17 protein-coding genes are annotated in these 19,726 nt (G+C 37.7%); 10 read left to right on the top strand and 7 right to left on the bottom strand.

What is annotated here, in order from left to right; all coding sequences use genetic code 11:
- Positions 1–38 precede the first annotated feature (38 nt).
- A complete protein-coding gene (locus ASG38_RS06085; RefSeq protein ID WP_056068182.1) occupies positions 39–2,621 on the top strand; it encodes an AsmA-like C-terminal region-containing protein in 2,583 nt (860 codons plus the stop codon).
- 62 nt (positions 2,622–2,683) lie between these two features.
- Here the strand turns inward: ASG38_RS06085 and ASG38_RS06080 are convergent, their stop codons facing one another.
- On the bottom strand, positions 2,684–3,481 hold the full coding sequence (locus tag ASG38_RS06080; protein WP_056068180.1) for a DUF2797 domain-containing protein: 798 nt from the start codon (positions 3,479–3,481) through the stop codon (positions 2,684–2,686).
- Positions 3,482–3,605: 124 nt separating this feature from the next.
- Here ASG38_RS06080 and ASG38_RS06075 point away from each other — a divergent pair, with 124 nt between their 5' ends.
- On the top strand, positions 3,606–5,132 hold the full coding sequence (locus ASG38_RS06075) for a GH3 auxin-responsive promoter family protein (RefSeq protein ID WP_056068178.1): 1,527 nt from the start codon (positions 3,606–3,608) through the stop codon (positions 5,130–5,132).
- A 106-nt stretch (positions 5,133–5,238) separates the two neighbouring features.
- Here ASG38_RS06075 and clpX read toward each other — a convergent pair whose 3' ends face one another.
- From clpX to ASG38_RS06055, 4 genes are all read right to left on the bottom strand, one after another.
- Entirely contained in the window at positions 5,239–6,474 is a 1,236-nt protein-coding gene (gene clpX, locus ASG38_RS06070) for an ATP-dependent Clp protease ATP-binding subunit ClpX (protein WP_056068176.1), read from the bottom strand.
- Positions 6,475–6,555: 81 nt separating this feature from the next.
- Positions 6,556–7,215, bottom strand: a complete 660-nt coding sequence (gene clpP, locus ASG38_RS06065; RefSeq protein ID WP_056068174.1) for an ATP-dependent Clp endopeptidase proteolytic subunit ClpP — start codon at positions 7,213–7,215, stop codon at positions 6,556–6,558.
- A 222-nt stretch (positions 7,216–7,437) separates the two neighbouring features.
- Positions 7,438–8,763, bottom strand: a complete 1,326-nt coding sequence (gene tig / locus ASG38_RS06060; protein ID WP_056068172.1) for a trigger factor — start codon at positions 8,761–8,763, stop codon at positions 7,438–7,440.
- 123 nt (positions 8,764–8,886) lie between these two features.
- Positions 8,887–9,255, bottom strand: coding sequence for a phage holin family protein (locus ASG38_RS06055; protein ID WP_056068170.1), 369 nt, complete (start codon positions 9,253–9,255; stop codon positions 8,887–8,889).
- Positions 9,256–9,366: 111 nt separating this feature from the next.
- On the opposite strand from ASG38_RS06055, the gene ASG38_RS06050 reads away from it, so the two are divergent.
- Positions 9,367–10,719, top strand: a complete 1,353-nt coding sequence (locus ASG38_RS06050) for a T9SS type A sorting domain-containing protein (RefSeq protein WP_162239664.1) — start codon at positions 9,367–9,369, stop codon at positions 10,717–10,719.
- A gap of 53 nt (positions 10,720–10,772) precedes the next feature.
- Here ASG38_RS06050 and ASG38_RS06045 read toward each other — a convergent pair whose 3' ends face one another.
- Positions 10,773–11,537, bottom strand: coding sequence for an alpha/beta fold hydrolase (locus tag ASG38_RS06045; protein ID WP_056068166.1), 765 nt, complete (start codon positions 11,535–11,537; stop codon positions 10,773–10,775).
- Positions 11,538–11,554: 17 nt separating this feature from the next.
- Entirely contained in the window at positions 11,555–12,268 is a 714-nt protein-coding gene (locus ASG38_RS06040) for a pyridoxine 5'-phosphate synthase (protein ID WP_056068164.1), read from the bottom strand.
- A 104-nt stretch (positions 12,269–12,372) separates the two neighbouring features.
- Here ASG38_RS06040 and ASG38_RS06035 point away from each other — a divergent pair, with 104 nt between their 5' ends.
- The 7 genes from ASG38_RS06035 to ASG38_RS06005 all read left to right on the top strand — a co-directional run.
- Entirely contained in the window at positions 12,373–13,032 is a 660-nt protein-coding gene (locus ASG38_RS06035) for a CBS domain-containing protein (RefSeq protein ID WP_056068163.1), read from the top strand.
- A gap of 22 nt (positions 13,033–13,054) precedes the next feature.
- On the top strand, positions 13,055–13,939 hold the full coding sequence (locus ASG38_RS06030; protein WP_056068161.1) for an NAD kinase: 885 nt from the start codon (positions 13,055–13,057) through the stop codon (positions 13,937–13,939).
- Positions 13,940–14,088: 149 nt separating this feature from the next.
- Positions 14,089–14,772 (top strand): DUF6089 family protein, encoded by a 684-nt coding sequence (locus ASG38_RS06025; RefSeq protein ID WP_056068157.1) that lies wholly within the window; start codon positions 14,089–14,091, stop codon positions 14,770–14,772.
- Positions 14,773–14,775: 3 nt separating this feature from the next.
- Positions 14,776–15,516, top strand: a complete 741-nt coding sequence (locus ASG38_RS06020; protein ID WP_056068155.1) for an isoprenyl transferase — start codon at positions 14,776–14,778, stop codon at positions 15,514–15,516.
- Positions 15,517–15,523: 7 nt separating this feature from the next.
- Entirely contained in the window at positions 15,524–18,091 is a 2,568-nt protein-coding gene (gene bamA, locus ASG38_RS06015; protein ID WP_056068152.1) for an outer membrane protein assembly factor BamA, read from the top strand.
- Between the two features lie 44 nt (positions 18,092–18,135).
- Positions 18,136–19,194, top strand: a complete 1,059-nt coding sequence (locus ASG38_RS06010) for an OmpH family outer membrane protein (protein WP_056068149.1) — start codon at positions 18,136–18,138, stop codon at positions 19,192–19,194.
- Positions 19,195–19,234: 40 nt separating this feature from the next.
- On the top strand, positions 19,235–19,726 hold a 492-nt coding region (locus tag ASG38_RS06005), incomplete at its 3' end, for an OmpH family outer membrane protein (RefSeq protein ID WP_056068146.1).

Below are 19,726 nucleotides of genomic sequence, written 5' to 3'. Positions count from 1 at the left end.
AATTTTTGTTATAATTTCGCTAAACAAATGATTTTATTATGTTAAAAAAGATTTTAAAAGGTATTGGTATATTCCTTCTGGTAGTGATAATTGCATTAGCTGCGGCTCCATTCTTGTTTAAAGATAAAATTCAGCAGTTGGTGCTGAAATCAATTAATGAGAAGGTAGACGCGAAAGTAGCGTTTGATGATGTGCATTTGAGCCTGTTCAAAAGCTTCCCGCGTGCTAATGTCACTATTGACAAGCTGGCTATTATCAACAAAGCTCCTTTTGAAGGCGACACCCTGCTTTATGCCGGAGAAGTAAACCTGAAAATGTCTGTCAGGGAACTTTTCAAAGGCGATGGTGAACCAATGAATATCGAATCATTTTCTTCTACCAATGGTGTGGTCAATATTCTTTTTGACAAGAATGGTGTTGGCAATTTCGATATTGCCATAAAAGACGATAAAGAAAAAAAGGACGATTCTGAAAGTAAGCCCTTTGCCATGAACATCCAGAACTATGAAATAGAAAATCTGCGTTTTACTTACTTTGACGAACGTTCAAAGGTGAAAATGGTGATTGACAGCCTGAACCATACCGGAAAAGGAAATTTTGCAGCTTCAAAATTAGACCTGACTACAAAAACTACAGCCAAAGTTTCATTGGACATGGACAAGACCAATTATATGAAAAACGTCAAATTGGATTTGGATGCAGTATTGGGTATTAACCTCGAAAACAGCAAATATACTTTCAAAGACAACAAGGCACTAATTAACCAATTACCTTTGGAATTTGATGGTTTTATCCAGATTGTGGATGCCGGACAGGAATACGATCTGACTTTTAAAACACCAACTTCTTCATTCAAGAATTTCCTGGGTGTCATTCCTGAGGCTTATGCCGGAAATCTGAATACCGTAAAAACAACAGGTGACTTTAAAGTTTCCGGTTTTGCAAAAGGACTATACAGCGACAAAACCATTCCTAAATTCAATCTGGCCATTGCGTCAAACAATGCTTCATTCAAATATCCTGACCTGCCAAAATCTGTTGAGAACATTGTAATTGATACCAAAATCATCAACGAAACCGGAAATCTGAATGATACTTATGTCAATTTGGACAAGCTTTCTTTCAGAATCGACCAGGACGTTTTCAATGTTCAGGCCAATGTAAAAAACATCGTTGAGAATCCTTTGGTTGATGCCAAGCTAAAAGGAACAATCAATTTGGGGAATGTTTCTAAAGCTTATCCGGTAAAGCTGGACACGCCGCTTTCCGGAATATTAAAAGCCGATGTTGAAACGAAATTTGACATGAAATCTGTGGAAGCCAATCAATACCAGAACATACAGGCTATGGGTAACGCAAGTATTACCGGATTCAAATATGTTGATGCAGACAAAAAAACCTATACAATCAATACGGCCGCTGCCCAATTCTCAAACCAAAAAATCAATCTGCAGCAGTTAGACATGACTACCGGAAAAACCGACCTGAAGGTGAATGGAACTCTGGAAAACTTCCTGGGTTATGCTTTCAAAAACCAGGAGTTAAGAGGAAACTTTACCATGAAATCTAACCAGTTTTTAGTTTCGGACTTTATGTCGAAAACGGAAACTACGGTTAACAACAAAACAGTTACTACGGAGGCTGTCAAGATTCCTAAACTTTTAAACGTTACGCTGAATGCTTCTGCAAATACTGTAGTTTATGACAACTTGAATCTTAAAGACGTATCCGGAAAAATTGTAGTAAAAGATGAAGCCGTTTCATTGCAAAACCTGAAAACTTCAATCTTTAACGGATTGATAACCGCTACCGGTGATGTTTCCACCAAAGGTAAAGTACCTACATTTGATATGAATCTTGGGTTAACGACAGTTGACATCAACCAGACATTTACACAATTGGACATGATGAAAAAGATTGCTCCAATTGCCGAGGCGATTAACGGAAAATTAAATTCGACCATCAAATTGTCCGGTAATCTGGATGCCAAAACCATGTCGCCAGATTTGAATACACTTTCAGGTGACCTTTTTGGGCAGCTGTTATCGACTACTGTAAATGCCAAGAATTCTGCTGTATTGAACAAGCTTGATGAAAAGGTAAAGTTTATCGATTTGCAAAAATTAAACCTGAATGATTTGAAAGCCAACCTTACCTTTAAGGATGGAAAAGTCAACGTAAAACCTTTTGATATCAAGTATCAGGATATTAAGATTAATATTGGTGGACAGCATGGTTTTGACCAATCGATGAATTATAATCTGAAATTTGATGTTCCTGCAAAATACTTAGGAAACGATGCAAATAAGCTAATCGCAAAACTGACTCCTGCCGAAGCCAACAAATTGGAGAATATTCCGGTTACGGCAATACTTACCGGTAATTTCAAAAATCCTAAAGTTTCTACCGATATTGAACAGGCTGTTACTAAACTGGCAAACCAGCTGATTAAAACCGAAAAAGACAAATTGGTTACCAAAGGAACCAGCGCACTGGAAAATCTTTTGGGAGGCAACAAAAAAGATACTACAAAAACACAGACGTCAACGCCTAAAGAAGATGTAAAGACAAAAGTCTCTGAAGGAATTAAAGGGCTTTTTAATAAGAAGAAAAAAGAATAGACATCTTCTAAAACAAAAAGAAGCACCCTGCCAGGATTTTGAACCCTGGCAGGGTGTTTCTTTTAAGAAATATTCATTCCAATAACATAACCTTCATAGCTGCGGACATTAAGTACCGTTCCATCATCAAAAATCAGGTATTGTCCTTTTACGCCTATTAATCGGCCTTCATAGTTTGGGGTTTTCTCCAGATTTAATCCGGTGACTTTCTTTGGAAATCTTAAAACCGGATATTTGAGTATGAAATGTTCATTCAAATCGGTATTGAAATAAGGCCGGACTTCCTCCGGAAGCCTTTCAAAAATACGCATTCTTTCGGCCATCAAATCCAACGACACCACTTCATTCTGCAACATTTTTCGCCAATTGGTTTTATCTACAAAATGATTTTTAAGAGCTACTTCTGTAATTCCTGCCAAATAACGATTGGGAACCTCAACAATTGAAATGGCTTCGTCAGCACCCTGGTCAATCCAACGCGTAGGCACTTGCGTTTTTCGCGTCACTCCTACTTTTATCTCACTTGACAAAGCCAGATATACAATATGCGGTTGCAGCTGAACCCTGGTTTCATAGTCCAGGTCCCTGTCAGCAATACCCAGATGCGCCGTACTGAGTTCGGGTCTCATAATCCAGTCTCCCACAGCCGGACTGCTATAAAAACAGTCATAGCAGAAACCCTGACGAAATATTTTTTTCTTTTTTGAACAGTTCAGGCATTGGTAGCCCAAAAAACTTATTTCTATATTCTTATCAAGAGCCTGATTTACGTTCAGGAAGCTGTTTTCAAAAGTCATATAATATTGAATCGGACTTGCAAATTCCGTTTCCATCTTAATAAGAACACCTTCGTATTGCATTATAATTTCGGATTTAAGTTGAGGCGATTGCTTTATAGTCAGAAATACTTGACTTTCGACTATTTTTTTTATTTTTGGTAAAGTTAGAATTCATAACTCATAAATCATAACTCAAACCTAAAAAATGGCGTTACCCATAATCAATTCAGTAGCAACATGGATTTTAAAAAAAAGAATCCATCAAATTGAATTATTCCTGAAATACCCTAATGAAGTCCAGGAAGAATTGCTTCTGAACCTGATACGGACTGCCGAACAAACCGTCATTGGCAAACAATATGATTTTTCTTCTGTAAAATCTTATCAGGAATTTACCGAAAGGGTTCCGGTTTCCACTTATGAAGATCTGGAGCCTTTGATTGAAAGAACACGAAAAGGGGAACAAAACGTTTTCTGGAGCACACCTATAAAATGGTTTGCCAAATCAAGCGGAACAACCAATGCCAAAAGCAAATTCATTCCGGTAAGTACCGAAGCTTTAGAAAATTGCCATTATAAGGCCGGAAAAGACTTATTGAGCTTGTACCTCAACAACAATGAAGAATCACAATTGTTTACCGGCAAAAGCCTGCGTTTGGGTGGCAGTAAGCAATTGTATGAAGACAACAATACTTTTTTTGGAGACCTGTCAGCCATCCTGATTGACAATATGCCTATTTGGGCCGAGTTTAGCAGTACGCCAAGTAATAAAGTTTCCTTAATGAGCGAATGGGAAACCAAAATTCCGGCAATTATCAATGAAACCATACATGAAAATGTGACCAGTTTTGCCGGGGTTCCTTCCTGGATGCTGGTACTGATGAACAAAACCTTAGAAGCTACCGGAAAATCAAACCTGCTCGAAATCTGGCCTAATCTGGAAGTTTATTTTCATGGCGGTGTGAGTTTTGAACCTTACCGTGAACAATACAAAAAAATACTTCCCAGTTCAGAATTCCAATATTACGAAATCTACAATGCGTCTGAAGGTTTTTTTGCCATTCAGGACCTCAACAATTCAAGCGACCTTTTGTTAATGTTGGATTACGGAATATTCTATGAATTTATTCCTATGGATACTTTCGGAACACCGGAACAAAAAACTATCAGGCTATCTGAAGTAGAATTAGGCAAAAATTATGCTATTGTAATCACTACCAATGCCGGACTATGGCGCTATATGGTAGGCGACACCGTGCGATTTACTTCTTTAAATCCCTACAGAATTCGCGTGAGCGGCAGAACCAAACACCATATCAATGTTTTTGGGGAAGAACTTATCGTCGAAAATACAGACAAGGCAATTGCCAAAGCCTGTAAACTAACCAATACCGAAGTTATTGACTATACTGTAGCGCCGGTTTTTATGGAAGGAAAGGAAAAAGGCGCACACGAATGGATGATTGAATTTAAAAATGCTCCTGAAAACATATCTGATTTCAGACAGATTTTAGACGATACGTTACAATCTTTAAATTCAGACTATGAGGCAAAGCGCCACAACAACATGACTTTAAATCCTCTAATCATCAACATAGCCAGAACAAACCTGTTTTATGATTGGTTAAAGGAACAGGATAAGCTGGGCGGACAACATAAAATTCCAAGACTTTCCAACCAAAGGAACTATCTGGAAGAATTGAAATCCATGCAGCACCCTGTCAACACCTAACTGAAATTGCACTACTATTTAGGTTAGGAAAACCAACGAATCCGAATCAGACATAAAAAATCCCGATGAATGGCTCATCGGGATTTTTATTTTTTATAATTATTTTTTAAGATGCAGCTTTCAATCGCTGTAAAAGATTTTTGTCTAAGGCATTTTCAGCATATGATTTATCAATCACCAAAGTCTTATCGTCTGAACTTGGCAGGTCATACATCGCATCAGTCAGAATGGCTTCACACAAAGAACGCAGACCACGTGCTCCCAGCTTGTATTCAAGAGCCTTATCAACTACATAATCCAATGCTTCGCCAGAAACCGAAAGTTCTACATCGTCCATAGCAAAAAGCTTTTGGTATTGCTTGATTAATGCATTTTTTGGTTCTGTAAGAATGGCTCTTAAAGTTTCTCTGTCAAGAGGATCCATATGTGTCAAAACCGGAAGACGTCCAATGATTTCAGGAATCAATCCGAAATCTTTTATGTCTTTTGGAATAACATACTGCAACAGATTATCCTTGTCAATATTGTCTGTATTTTTTGAAGAACTGTATCCAACAGCCTGACGGTTCAAACGTTTAGAAATAATTCTTTCTATTCCGTCAAAAGCACCTCCGGCAATAAACAGGATGTTTTGCGTATTTACTTCGACAAATTTTTGGTCCGGGTGTTTTCTTCCTCCTTTTGGCGGCACATTGACTACGGTTCCTTCCAAAAGTTTCAATAACGCCTGTTGAACACCTTCTCCGGAAACATCTCTTGTGATGGATGGGTTATCGCTTTTTCTGGCAATTTTATCAATCTCATCAATAAAAACGATTCCCCTTTCCGCTTTTGCCACATCATAGTCAGCAGCCTGAAGCAATCTCGTAAGGATGCTTTCAACATCCTCACCCACATAACCCGCTTCGGTCAATACGGTCGCATCTACTATTGCCAAAGGCACATCCAACATTTTGGCAATGGTTTTTGCCACCAATGTTTTTCCTGTACCCGTTTGTCCAACCATAATGATGTTGCTCTTTTCAATTTCAACCTCATCGTCGGATTGCTGTTGCATCAGACGCTTGTAGTGGTTGTAAACAGCAACAGACATAACTTTTTTCGTCTGGTCCTGTCCAATAACATATTTATCCAAAAAAGCTCTAATCTCTTTTGGTTTTTGCAAAATCAGATCCGAAGCCATTGCTCCGTTTCTTTTGTTCTGCTTTAGTTCTTCGATGACGATTCCGTGTGCCTGTTCGATACACCTGTCGCAAATATGCGCGTCAATTCCTGCAATCAGCAGATTTGTTTCTGGCTTTTTCCTTCCACAAAAAGAACACTCTAATACTTCTTTAGCCATATTTATTAATTGATAGTGGATAGTGTATAGTTGATAGTTGCTTTGTATAAACTATCAACTATACACTAAAAACTAATTTTATTAACTTCTTCTCAAAACCTCATCAATCATTCCGTATTCTTTTGCCTCGTCAGCTTTCATCCAGTAATCTCTTTCGCTGTCTTTATGAACTCTGTCAAAAGGTTGTCCTGAATGCTTCGAGATGATTTCATACAATTCATCTTTCAGCTTCAACATTTCACGAAGATTGATTTCCATATCGGTAGCGACACCTTGTGCTCCTCCTGATGGTTGGTGAATCATAACCCTTGAATGTGGCAAAGCCGAACGTTTTCCTGCTGCTCCGGCACAAAGTAAAACTGCTCCCATAGAAGCGGCCATTCCCGTACAGATAGTAGCCACATCCGGTTTGATGTACTGCATCGTATCATAAATTCCCAATCCGGCATATACACTTCCGCCAGGAGAATTGATATAGATTTGAACATCTTTTGATGAATCAACACTTTCCAAAAACAGCAATTGTGCCTGAATAATGTTAGCTACATGATCATCAACTCCTGTTCCAAGGAAAATGATTCTGTCCATCATCAAACGCGAAAACACATCCAATTGTGATACGTTTAATTGTCTTTCTTCAATAATATATGGCGTCATGCTATTAACGATTTTATCGTAATACATGCTGTTAACGCCCTGGTGCTTTATAGCAAATTTTTTAAATTCTTTACCGTAATCCATTTTTTAAATTAAGTTAAAAGTTACGAGTTATAAAAACAGTTCTTGTCATATTCTTTGACTATGCAAAGTTCGTGCTAAGTGCAAATCTCACCTGATTGGCATGAAAAGCATTTGCACAATCGGACAATCCGTCAGTATCTGAGTATAAAATCCGAAGAAGCATAAAACAAAGAGCGCCAAAAAATACTTTGGCGCCTTAAAGATAACGATTTTTTCAAGAATTTATTCTCCGTACATTTCTTTGATGAACTGCTCGTAAGAAACCTCTTTTGTCTTTGCTTTTACTTTTTCTTTGAACAGGTTTAGCATTTTTTCATTCATTACCTGTTCCGAAAGTCTTTTTACTTCTTCCTGGTTCGAAAGCACTCTAGCCACAATTCCATCTACATCTTCGTCGGTTGGATTCATTTGTCCGAATTGTGCCATTTGCTTTTTGATAACATCAGCAGTATACGCTTTCAAATCATCAAAAGTAATCTGAAGGTTATTTTGAGCCATCACTTTACCTTCAATCAATTGGTAGCGAAGTCCGTTTTCAGATCTTGCATATTCTTCTTCAGCCTGCTCTGCTGTCAAAGGTGTTTCACCAACAGTCTGAATCCATTTTTTAAGGAAAGCAGCCGGCAAATCGAATTTAGTATTTTCCAATAACGAAGTCGTTACATCGTTTATGAATTTCTGGTCAGCCTGAGAAGCGAATTGCTTTTCAGCATCTTCTTTGATTTTTTCTTTTACCTGCTCAACAGAAGTTACATTTCCTTCTCCAAACAATTTATCGAAAAGCTCCTGATTTAATTCAGCCAATTCTGTAGCGTTGATTTCTTCAATTTTGAAATCTACCTCAATATCAAGACCATGAACATTATCGTGGCTTACTTTAAGATAATCCATTAATTTATGATCGTCATCAAAAAGACCTTTTGTTTTTAAAGTAACAACATCGCCTACTTTCTTTCCGATGAATTTTTTAGCTGTCTTTTTATCTTTAAAAATATCAAGAGAAATTGTAACCGTATTGTTGATTCCGTTTTCTTCGTTAGTAAAAGTACCGGTCACGTCAAAACCTTCTTCTACCGTATCTTTAGAAATCAATTTACCATATTGCTTCTGGATGCGTTTTACCTGATCATCAAGCATTTTGTCATCGGCAGTAATCTTGTAGTAAGTGATTTTATTTTTAGCCTCTAAATCTACCGTAAACTCAGGTGCAAGACCCAATTCGAATTCAAAAGAATAATCATCTGCATCCCAATTGAAGTCTTCATTGATTTTTGGAAGCGGGTTCCCAAGTATATCCAATTTTTCAGAAGCCAGGTAGTTGTTAAGGTTTTCCTGTAACACCTTGTTTACTTCTTCCAGTAAAACTGCCTTTCCGTATTGTTTCTGGATCAGGCTCATTGGAACTGCACCTTTTCTAAAACCAGGAACACTAGCATTTTTTGAGTAGTTTTTTAAAACTTTGTCAACTTGAGGAGCATAATCTGCCTTTGATACTTCAACTGTTACAACCGCATTTAATGCGTCAACATTATTTCTTGTAATATTCATTTTTTTACATACTAAAATTGGGTTGCAAAATTATAACATTTTTACAACCCAACCAAGTTTTACATTCATGTATTAATATAGGATTAACAAATAGGATAACTATCTGCTATCAAATAGACTATATTAGTTATCTCCTCCTGTGAGCGAGAACACCACAGACTGCAAAATAGACAGGATTAAACTAAACAAAAGTGCCGTCCAAAAGCTCGAAACCGCGAAGCCGTCAACCAGATTCGCACAAAGCATAATTATCAGCGCATTAATTACAAGAAGGAATAATCCGAAAGTGATGACGGTTACCGGAAGCGTAAGCAAAACCAAAAGAGGCTTTACAAATAAATTAAGGAGCCCTAAAACCACCGCAACAATTATTGCAGTCACAAAATTTTCTGATGAGATTCCATGAGTTCCTTTCAGGGCAACTCCGGGCATAAAATGTGCTATTATCATTACTAAAACAGCCGTGACAAGAATTCTGATAATTAAATTCATAATATATCGATTTATGTTTAATCAAATATAATGATTTTTTACAATATGTTAATTTTATCATCTCTTGAATTCAAAATTTATATCTTTGATTACCAATTAAAAAATTTAACAATGAGACAAAAACTACTTTTAACGGCACTATTAGCTGCCAGTTGGACAATGCACTCACAATGGGCCGTCCAAAACACAGGATTTACCGCAAACAGCAGAGGACTGGATGAAATCCACATTATTGACGCCAATACTGTTTGGGCTAAAGGTTATGATGGTGTAGCCGGTGCCAATGTGCAAATTTTCACAAAAACAACTAACGGAGGTACAACATGGACTCCAGGAACAATTAACATTGGAAGCACAACGCTTGAAATAACCAATCTTATGCCTATTAGTGCTACAACTGCATGGGTTGGAGCCGTACACCCGACCAACGGGCTTGGCGGTGTTTGGAAAACAACTAACGGAGGTGCAAACTGGACCAAACAAAACACAACTGCATACTCAACAGCAGGAGCTTCCTTCTTTAATGTAGTTCACTTCTTTGACGAGAATAACGGAGTTACACAAGGCGACCCGGTAGCAGGAGAATTTGAAGTTTACACAACTAATAATGGCGGCACCAGCTGGACTCCCGTCGCAGCGGCTTCTATTCCAGACCCTGAATCTGACGAATACGGATATAACGGAGGAAACGTAGCAGCAGGCAACTCTTTCTGGTTTGTTACCAACAAAGGAAAGTTATACAGAACTACAGATATGGGAGTTACCTGGACAAAATTGAATACTCCGATTTCTGATTTCTCAGCAACAGCAGTTGGAGGCCAGATTTTCTTCAGTGATAACAATAATGGAATCTTATTAGCAAGAAGCACTACGGGAAGTGGTTCTTCTGCCATCAACACCTATACTCTTTACAAAACTTCTAACGGAGGAACGTCCTGGGATTCCGGCGCAAGCTATACAGCTCCTTACACTAATCTAGCTTATATTAAAGGGACCAATATTCTTGTTGGTAATGGTAAAGATGAAAACGATAATTTCTTTACAGGATATAGCAACAACAACGGAACAACCTGGACACAAATTGACACAGGTGTTCAAAGAATCTCTATTGCATTCTTAAACGGAACTACAGGTTGGGCAAGTGGCTTCACAACTGTAACAGGCGGAGTATCAACCGGAGGAATTTATAAATACACCGGTTCTACTTTAGGAATGGAAGATTTCGCCTCCGGCAAGACTTTCAAAGCTTATCCAAATCCGGCAAATGACCAATTAAACCTGAGCGGAACTTCTATCAATGAAGTTGCTATCTACGATCTGTTAGGAAAGCAGGTTTTAAATCAGAAATTCTCTGCACAAGACCAAGTAAACCTAAATATTTCAGGTCTTGGAACAGGAATATATGTTTTGACAGCTACAAATGACAGTGGAGCAAAAGAAACTATCAAATTTGCAAAACAATAATTTTTTATAAATTCCACAAAAAATCCCTTTCTGGTTTCAGAAAGGGATTTTTTTTATTTTAGTAAGTACTGGATTGATTCACTATAAAAATCTTTTGGATTTTCTGCATGCAGCCAATGTCCGGCATTAGGTATGGTCTTGATTTCAGAATTTGGAAAATGGTGCCTTATCATTTCAAAATCCTCATCTTTGATGTAATTGGAATTTCCTCCTCTTAGAAACAATGTCGGTTTTTCGAATACCGCATTATCCGGAAGCGCTTTCCCTATATTATCAATGTACTCATTGAAAACAGGCAGATTAAAACGGAAAGCAAGTTGCCCCGGCTCAATCCAATAAAGGCTTTTCATTAAAAATTGACGTGTCCCAAAATCCGACACATATTCTTTCAGGATTTCTTCAACCTGAGCGCGATCCGGCTTTTGTGATAAATCTACCGCATTCAATCCGGCCATTATATCCTGGTGATGCGGTCTGTAATATTTCGGGCCAATATCTGCCACAATTAATTTCTCCACTTTTTCCGGATAGGTAGCTGCAAAAAACATTGCCACCTTGCCACCCATTGAATGCCCCAAAACTGAAACCTTATCCAAACCGTGTCCTTCACAATATTCAAGCACATCCTGAACCATTGCTTCATAGGTAAAAACGTCCGAATGAAAACTCCTTCCATGATTGCGGAGGTCCAAAATATGCAGTTGAAATCCTTCGGTAGCTATCTGCCCTGCAAAGGTCTTCCAATTGTCTGACATCCCTAAAAAACCGTGAAGAATAAGCAATGGTTTTCCTTCACCTTCTATTCTTGAATACAACATAATCTGTTCTTTTTAGGTTATTTCAATTTTTGAAGATACATATTCACAACATTCTCGAGCCCTAAATAAATAGATTCAGAAATCAAGGCATGCCCTATAGAAACCTCTAGAAGATTAGGGATATTCTGCTTAAAAAACTGTATGTTATCCAAACTAAGGTCATGACCTGCGTTGATTCCCAAATCCAATTCGTTTGCCAATTTTGCCGCCTCGACATATGGCAATATACCTTCTTTATTTCCGAGACCATATTGATGGGCAAAAGCTTCCGTATATAATTCAACTCTTTCGGTTCCGGTTTTTTTGGCACCTTCAATCATTTCAAGCACCGGATCTACAAAAATAGAAGTCCTGATACCGTTACGTTGAAATTCCTGTATAATCTCTTTCAGATAATCCTGATGTTTAACCGTATCCCAACCTGCATTAGAAGTAATGGCATCAACAGCATCCGGCACCAGAGTTACCTGTGTAGGCTTTACTTCTAGCACCAGGTCAATAAACTTCTGTTCCGGGTTCCCTTCAATATTGTATTCCGTATAAACTATCGGTTTCAGGTCGCGTGCATCCTGATAACGAATATGGCGCTCATCCGGTCTTGGATGAATCGTGATTCCTTGCCCGCCAAAACGCTGTATGTCTTTAGCAACCCGCAATAAATCAGGAACATTGCCTCCCCGGGCGTTTCTTAAAGTAGCTATTTTATTTATGTTTACGCTTAATTTTGTCATTGGAATGCTTTTTGTGAAAAATTATTAAATACAAAAATACAAAGTTAAACACGGTGTTTTGTGCTATTTTTTGATTATTTTGCAACGATTATTGACTTTGGGCTATGACTGAAATTACAGACTACATTAATAATGATATTAAAGCGATAACAGTAGACGATACCATTGAGTCCGTTCAGGATTTTTTTGCCGACCTGTCTTTTTCCCATTTTCCGGTTTTGGAAAATGGCATATACATTGGCAGCATTTCAGGAGATGATGTAGAAACTTTCGACGCTGAAAAAAAGATACTGGACTACCGCTATACCCTGGAAGGTTTTTATGCCAGAAAAAATATGATCTGGTTGGATTTGTTAGAAATTTTTGCCCGAAACCATACAAGTATAGTCCCGGTTTTGGATGAGAAAAACAACTATATTGGCTACTACGACATTACAGATATTATCAAATTTTTCCACGAAACTCCTTTCCTTAAAGAAATGGGAGGAATTATTATAGTTGAAAAAAACATCAACGATTATTCCATGAGCCAGATTTCGCAGATTGTGGAAAGCAATAACGGAAAACTACTTGGCATGTTTGTCTCAAGTGCGGAAGCCGACAAAATACAGATTACCGTAAAAATCGCTCTAGGCTCCCTGAATGACATTATCCAGACCTTCAGACGCTACAATTATGAAATTATCTCCGAGCACCAGGAAGACAATTACCTGAATGCCTTAAAGGAACGCTCAGATTACCTGGACAAATATTTGAACATATAAACCAAATTCAGATTTATCAGAAATGAAAGTAGCCATTTACGGTCAATATTACCAAAATAGCACGGAACCAATCATACGGGATATCTTTGTTTTCTTCAACAAGAACAATGTAGATCTGGTCATCCAGGACGATTTTCTGGCAATCTTACACCAAAAAGAAATTATCAAGAAGGAATACAATACTTTTCATGACTACAACGACCTCGACAGAAATATCGACATTCTGGTAAGTATTGGCGGAGACGGAACGATTTTGCGCGCGGCCACACTCGTAAGAGATTCCGGAATTCCGATTTTAGGAATTAATGCCGGAAGACTTGGTTTCTTAGCGACAGTGCAAAAAGAAAATATTGATGAACTGATGCAGTATATCATTGATAAAAACTATTCCCTTTCGCCAAGAACCCTACTCAGCCTTGAAAGCACAGAGAGTATCCCGGAAATTGAGAGGCTAAACTTTGCCATGAATGAGATTTCCATCAACAGAAAAGACACCACTTCGATGATTACTGTCGAAACCTACCTGAATGGAGAATACCTAAATGCCTATTGGGCCGACGGTTTAATTATTTCAACACCAACAGGATCAACCGGATATTCCTTAAGCTGCGGCGGACCAATTCTCATGCCTGCGGTTGAAAGCTTTGTAATTACCCCTATTGCTCCCCATAATTTGAATGCAAGACCTTTTGTGATCCCTGACAATGTTGAAATCAAGCTAAAAGTTTCAGGCAGGGAAGAACATTATCTGGTTTCACTGGATTCCAGAGTTGCCTCTATGAGTAATAACGCCATCCTGACCATCAAAAAAACACCTTTCCAAATCAATATGGTCGAACTTCCCGAAAAAAGTTTCTTAAAAACATTGCGTACAAAATTGCTTTGGGGTGAGGACAAGAGAAACTAAAATTCCCTTTCTTCTTATACTATCGGCACATAAGTTTCGTTTACTTTAAATCGAAAAGCCTGTCATTTGTCTAAAATTAAGGATATTTAATTATTAGACAGTTGATAAGTGCTCATAATTATTATATTTGCACCCTTATTTTTTACTAAATGAATCGGATAATAATCACTTTGTTCTGCATTTTTAGTTATGCTGCCTCCAATGCCCAAATCCATGAAATTGGAATTTTTGCCGGCGGGAATAACTACATAGGAGATGTGGGTCCGACAAACTATGTCAAACCCAATGAATTTGCCTTCGGACTACTTTATAAATGGAATAAAAGCCCGAGACATTCATGGAGAATTTCCTATATGCAAGGAAAAGTTACTTCCAACGATCACGATTCCGACATGCCTGCCAGAAAACAAAGAGGATTAAACTTTGAAAATAGCGTAAAAGAATTATCTTTAGGGCTTGAATTCAATTTTTTTGATTTTAATTTGCATGAATCAGGCTTTTTGCTGACACCATACGTATATTCCGGTATCAGTTATTTCAGATATACAGAACTATATCACGTAAATAACCAATATGAGGAAGATGAGGATAAAAACACCTTTGCCATCCCTATGACAGTCGGCATAAAAACCAGGATTGCAGAAAAACTGATTTTAGGATTTGAAGTCGGAGCCAGATATACCTTTACGGATAATCTGGACGGCAGCAATCCCAAAAATGACAGTTTTAAAACATTGCGATTTGGAAATTTAAACAGCAACGACTGGTATGTTTTCACAGGCTTTACACTAACATATACCTTTGGAAACAAACCTTGCTACTGTGCAGAATAACGAATGGACTTACTTAACACTATAAACAAAGACAACCTCCCAAAGCATCTGGCCATCATTATGGATGGCAATGGCCGTTGGGCTAAACAAAAAGGTATGCTCAGAGCCTTTGGCCATGAAAATGGAACCAAGGCTGTAAGGACTACAGTAGAGACCTGTGCTAAGTTAGGCATTGAAAACCTGACGCTCTATGCTTTTTCTACCGAAAACTGGAACCGTCCAAAACTGGAAGTTGACACTTTAATGAAACTTCTTATAAACTCATTAAAAAACGAGCTTAAAACACTTACCGAGAACAATATAAAACTCAATACTATAGGTAATTTTGAAAAATTGCCGGCTTCTGCTCAAAAAGAATTATCGCAGGTCATTTCCAAAACAAAAGACAACACCAGAATGACGCTGACTCTTGCGCTAAGCTACGGTTCCCGTGAGGAAATCGTCTCAGCAATAAAGAGCATAAGCAGTATAGTTAAAAATAATATAATTTCAATAGACGCTATTGACGAATCAATTATTAATCAGCATCTTTACACGCAAAATTTACCAGACGTTGATTTATTAATAAGAACCAGTGGCGAACATAGAATCAGCAATTTCTTACTTTGGCAGATAGCTTATGCAGAATTGTACTTTACAGACGTATTGTGGCCTGACTTTAGGGAAAAAGATTTGTATGAAGCTATAATTAGCTATCAAAAAAGAGAACGTAGATTTGGAAAAACAAGTGAACAAATTAAATAAATTTTTAATGTTAAATAAAAGCATTAAACTATTCTTAACCGTATTAGTTTTAGGAAATATTTTCCAAGCAAAAGCCCAAGAGAGAGTCCCATTTGATCAAGGAAGAGAATATATTCTAGCCGGTGTAAGCGTCATCGGAAAAATCAGCTATAACGAACAAACAGTTGTTACATTTGCCGGTCTTGAAAAAGGCCAAAGAATCACAGTTCCCGGAGAAGAAATCAGTAGTGCCATTAAAAAATTATGGAAACTTGGATTATTCAACGAAATAGACACCTATATCAATAGAATTGACGGCGACAGTATCTTTATTGACATGCACATCAGCGAGTTACCAAAACTTAGCGAAGTAAAAATCAATGGTGTCAAAAAATCCAAGGTAGACGGACTTATCAAAGACAATTCACTCACAAAAGGTAAAATTGTCAATGAAAACCTTATCACTACTACCAAAAACTACATCGAAAACAAATACAAAAAAGACGGTTTCTATAACACCAAAGTCGTCATCAATACCTATCCAGACACTACATCCGGCAATGAGGTTAAAATGCTAATAAACATTGACAAAGGCAAAAAAGTAAAGGTAAGCTCCATAGTTGTTGACGGTAATGACAAACTTTCTGACGGAAGAATCAGAAAGGCGATGAAAAACACCAAAACAAGATTCCCATTGCGTTTTTGGAAAGGATCTAAATATATTAAGGAAAAATACAATGAGGATTTAGAGAACATCGTATCCGTTTATAAAGAAAAAGGATACCGCGATGCCCGTGTCGTATCTGATTCCATATCTTATAACAAAGATAAAAATACGGTTGACATAAAATTAAAAGTTGAAGAAGGTAACAAATACTATTTCGGAAACATCAAATTCTTAGGAAACTCTGTATACTCTGATCAAGGTTTGACAAAAATGCTAGGGATCAAAAAAGGAGATGTTTACAATGGTGTATTGCTTCAAAAAAGAATTGAAGACAAGACAAAACCTGACGCTAACGACATCAAAAACCTGTACCAAAACAGTGGTTATTTATTTTCAACCGTAAATGCGGTAGAAGTAAAAACAGCCAATGACACCATTGATTTCGAAATCCGAATCATGGAAGGACCGATGGCGTATTTCAATAAAATTACTGTAGTTGGAAACGACAAGACCAACGACAAGGTAATCTATCGTGAATTAAGAACACTTCCGGGACAAAAATACAGCAAGGAACTTTTGATGAGAACGCTTCGTGAACTTGGGCAGTTAGGGTTTTTCGATCCTCAGGCATTGGAGCCAAAATTCAAAAACGTTGACCCGGCTGCAGGTACCGTTGATATTGAATATAATGTTGTTGAAAAAGGTTCCAGCCAAATCGAACTTCAGGGAGGTTATGGTGGCGGTGGCTTCATCGGAACCCTGGGTCTTTCTTTCAATAACTTCTCCATACGAAATATTTTCAAAAAAGACGCCTATACTCCACTTCCAATGGGTGACGGACAGAAATTGGCATTACGACTTCAGGGAAGTTCCTATTTCCAGACCTATAGCCTTTCCTTTACTGAACCATGGCTTGGAGGGAAAAAACCTGTACAGTTCTCAGGATCTATTTCGCACAGTAAGCAGTTCTTATACACAGGAAGAACCAGTGACGTTGACAGAGACAAGAGTTTTAACATCACATCGATATCGTTGGGTATTGCCAAGAAGCTTAATGTCCCTGATGATTACTTCATCCTTTCGCAAGGAATCAGTTTCCAGTATTATGACCTGAACAATTATAACACCGGATTATTTACATTCGGAAATGGCAACTCACGAAATCTGGCTTACACTATAGGATTAAGAAGAGACAGCCGAGGTATAGACCCAATCTTCCCTACTTTTGGATCGGAGTTTAGTATTAGTGCAAAATTCACTTTGCCATATTCACTTTTCAATGGAATTGATTATGCAAACTTAAAAAATGATCCGGATTACCAAACCACAAACGCTGCGGGAGATGTTGTTCCAGACAAATCAAAAATCGACCAAAAGAGATTTAATTGGCTGGAATATTATAAAATTAAATTCAAAGCAGATTGGTATACAAAAATTTATGGTAAATTCGTACTTCGTTCATTGGGTGAATTTGGTTTCTTAGGCGCTTATAATAATGACAGAGGTTTGGTTCCATTTGAAAGATTCTTCCTTGGCGGAGACGGTTTGGCAAACTATTCGTTAGACGGACGAGAGGTAATACAGTTGAGAGGTTATCCAAACCAATCCCTGACACCACTAGATGTTAATGGAAACCAAAACGGAGCCACAATTTATAACAAGTTCTCGTTAGAATTAAGATATCCGATTACATTGAAAGGAGCAGCATCGATTTATGCCTTAACTTTCCTTGAAGCCGGAGCAGCTTACGACAATTTTAGAGATTATAATCCGTTTGTATTACAACGTTCAGCAGGATTTGGTTTAAGAGTATTCATGCCGGCATTCGGATTATTGGGTATTGACTTTGGTCACGGATTCGATCCGGTTCCCGGCAGTACGCAGAAAAATGGATGGGAAACCCATTTCATTATTGGACAACAGTTTTAAAAACTTAAATTTGGCACGATATTTTCTAATATAACATTAAGAATATGAGAAAACATTTTTTTATACTATTGCTAGCAGCTACATTTTCAACTGCCATCAATGCGCAGACAAGAGGTATTCGTATTGGATACATCGACATGGAATATATTCTGGAAAAAGTTCCTGACTATGCCGAGGCAAAAAACCAACTCGAACTGAAAGCCCAGAAATGGAAGCAGGAAGCAGAAGTAAAAAGAAATGAAATCAACAAGCTTAAAGAAAATCTAAAAACGGAAAGAGTTTTATTGACCAAAGAGCTTATTGAGGAAAGAGAAGAAGAAATCTCATTTCTTGAAAATGAATTATTAGAATTTCAGCAAAAAAGATTCGGATCTACGGGCGATTTGATTACACAAAAAGCTGTTTTGGTAAAACCAATACAGGATCAGGTTTTTACAATCGTACAAGACATTGCTGAAGCAAAAAAATATGACTTTATTTTTGACAAGTCCTCTGATCTAACCATGTTGTTTGGTGCCCAAAGACACAACATCAGCGACCAGGTTGTACGTCAACTTACAAGAGCAGAAAAAAGAGAACAGTTGAGCAAAAAACAACTGAAAGATGAAGCTGAAAAAGAGCGCAAGCAGGACATGATCGATGCTAATCCTGAACTGGCTGAAAGACAGAAAGTACTGGAAGACAAAAAAGCTGCCAGAGAAAAAATGATTGAAGACAGAAAACTTGCTGCCGAAGAGAAAAGAAAGGCTTTTGAAGAAAAAAGAGCGCAACTGTTAGCGGAAAGAGAAGAAAAAAGAAATGCTGCCAAAACAAAAACAGAAGACACTAAAAAAGAAGAAAAGCCAGCTGCAGAGAAAAAGACCACTTCTTCTGAAAATGTAACCGAAGAAGGCAAAGGCAAAACAGAAGAAAAAGCCGGACAAACTGCTGAAGAAAAGAGAGCAGCCATGGAGCAGGCTAAAAAAGAAGCTGCCGAAGAAAGACAGAGAAAATTAGACGAACGTAAAAAAGCGCTCGAAGAAAAAAGAAAGAAATTAGTAGAAGAAAGAGAAGCTGCTAAAAGAGAAAAAGAAGAAAAGAAAAATTCTGAAGAAAAACAATAAAGGGAACTAAAACTAAATTAATATTTAATACTTGAAAATGATGAAACAACTGAAAACTTTACTAATCGCCGCAGCGCTTTTCATTGGTGCAAGCCAGACTATGAATGCTCAAGCAAAGACAGCACATGTTGACGTTAGTGAAATTATGGCTAAGATGCCTGCAATGATAGAAGGGCAAAAGCAACTTGAAAAATTGAACCAGACTTATAACGCTGATTACAAAACGATGGTTGACGAATATCAGGCCAAACTAAAAAAATATGATGCGGAATCAAGTACAGTTGCTGAAAAAGTAAATCAGGACAGAGCTGTTGAAATCCAGGACATGCAAAAAAGAATCAGAGATTACGGCGAAAATGCTCAAAAAGAATTACAACAAAAAGAGCAGGATTTATTTAAGCCTATCCAGGAAAAAATCAAAGCTGCTATCCAAAAAGTAGGAAAAGCTAAAGGATATCAGTATGTTTTGGATTCAGCTATGGTTTTACTTGCTGACGGACCAAACATTACAGCTGATGTAAAAAAAGAACTT

This window comes from Flavobacterium sp. Leaf359, from assembly GCF_001423985.1.
Lineage (GTDB): Bacteria > Bacteroidota > Bacteroidia > Flavobacteriales > Flavobacteriaceae > Flavobacterium > Flavobacterium lindanitolerans.
This window is presented reverse-complemented; position numbering and strand designations above follow the sequence as displayed.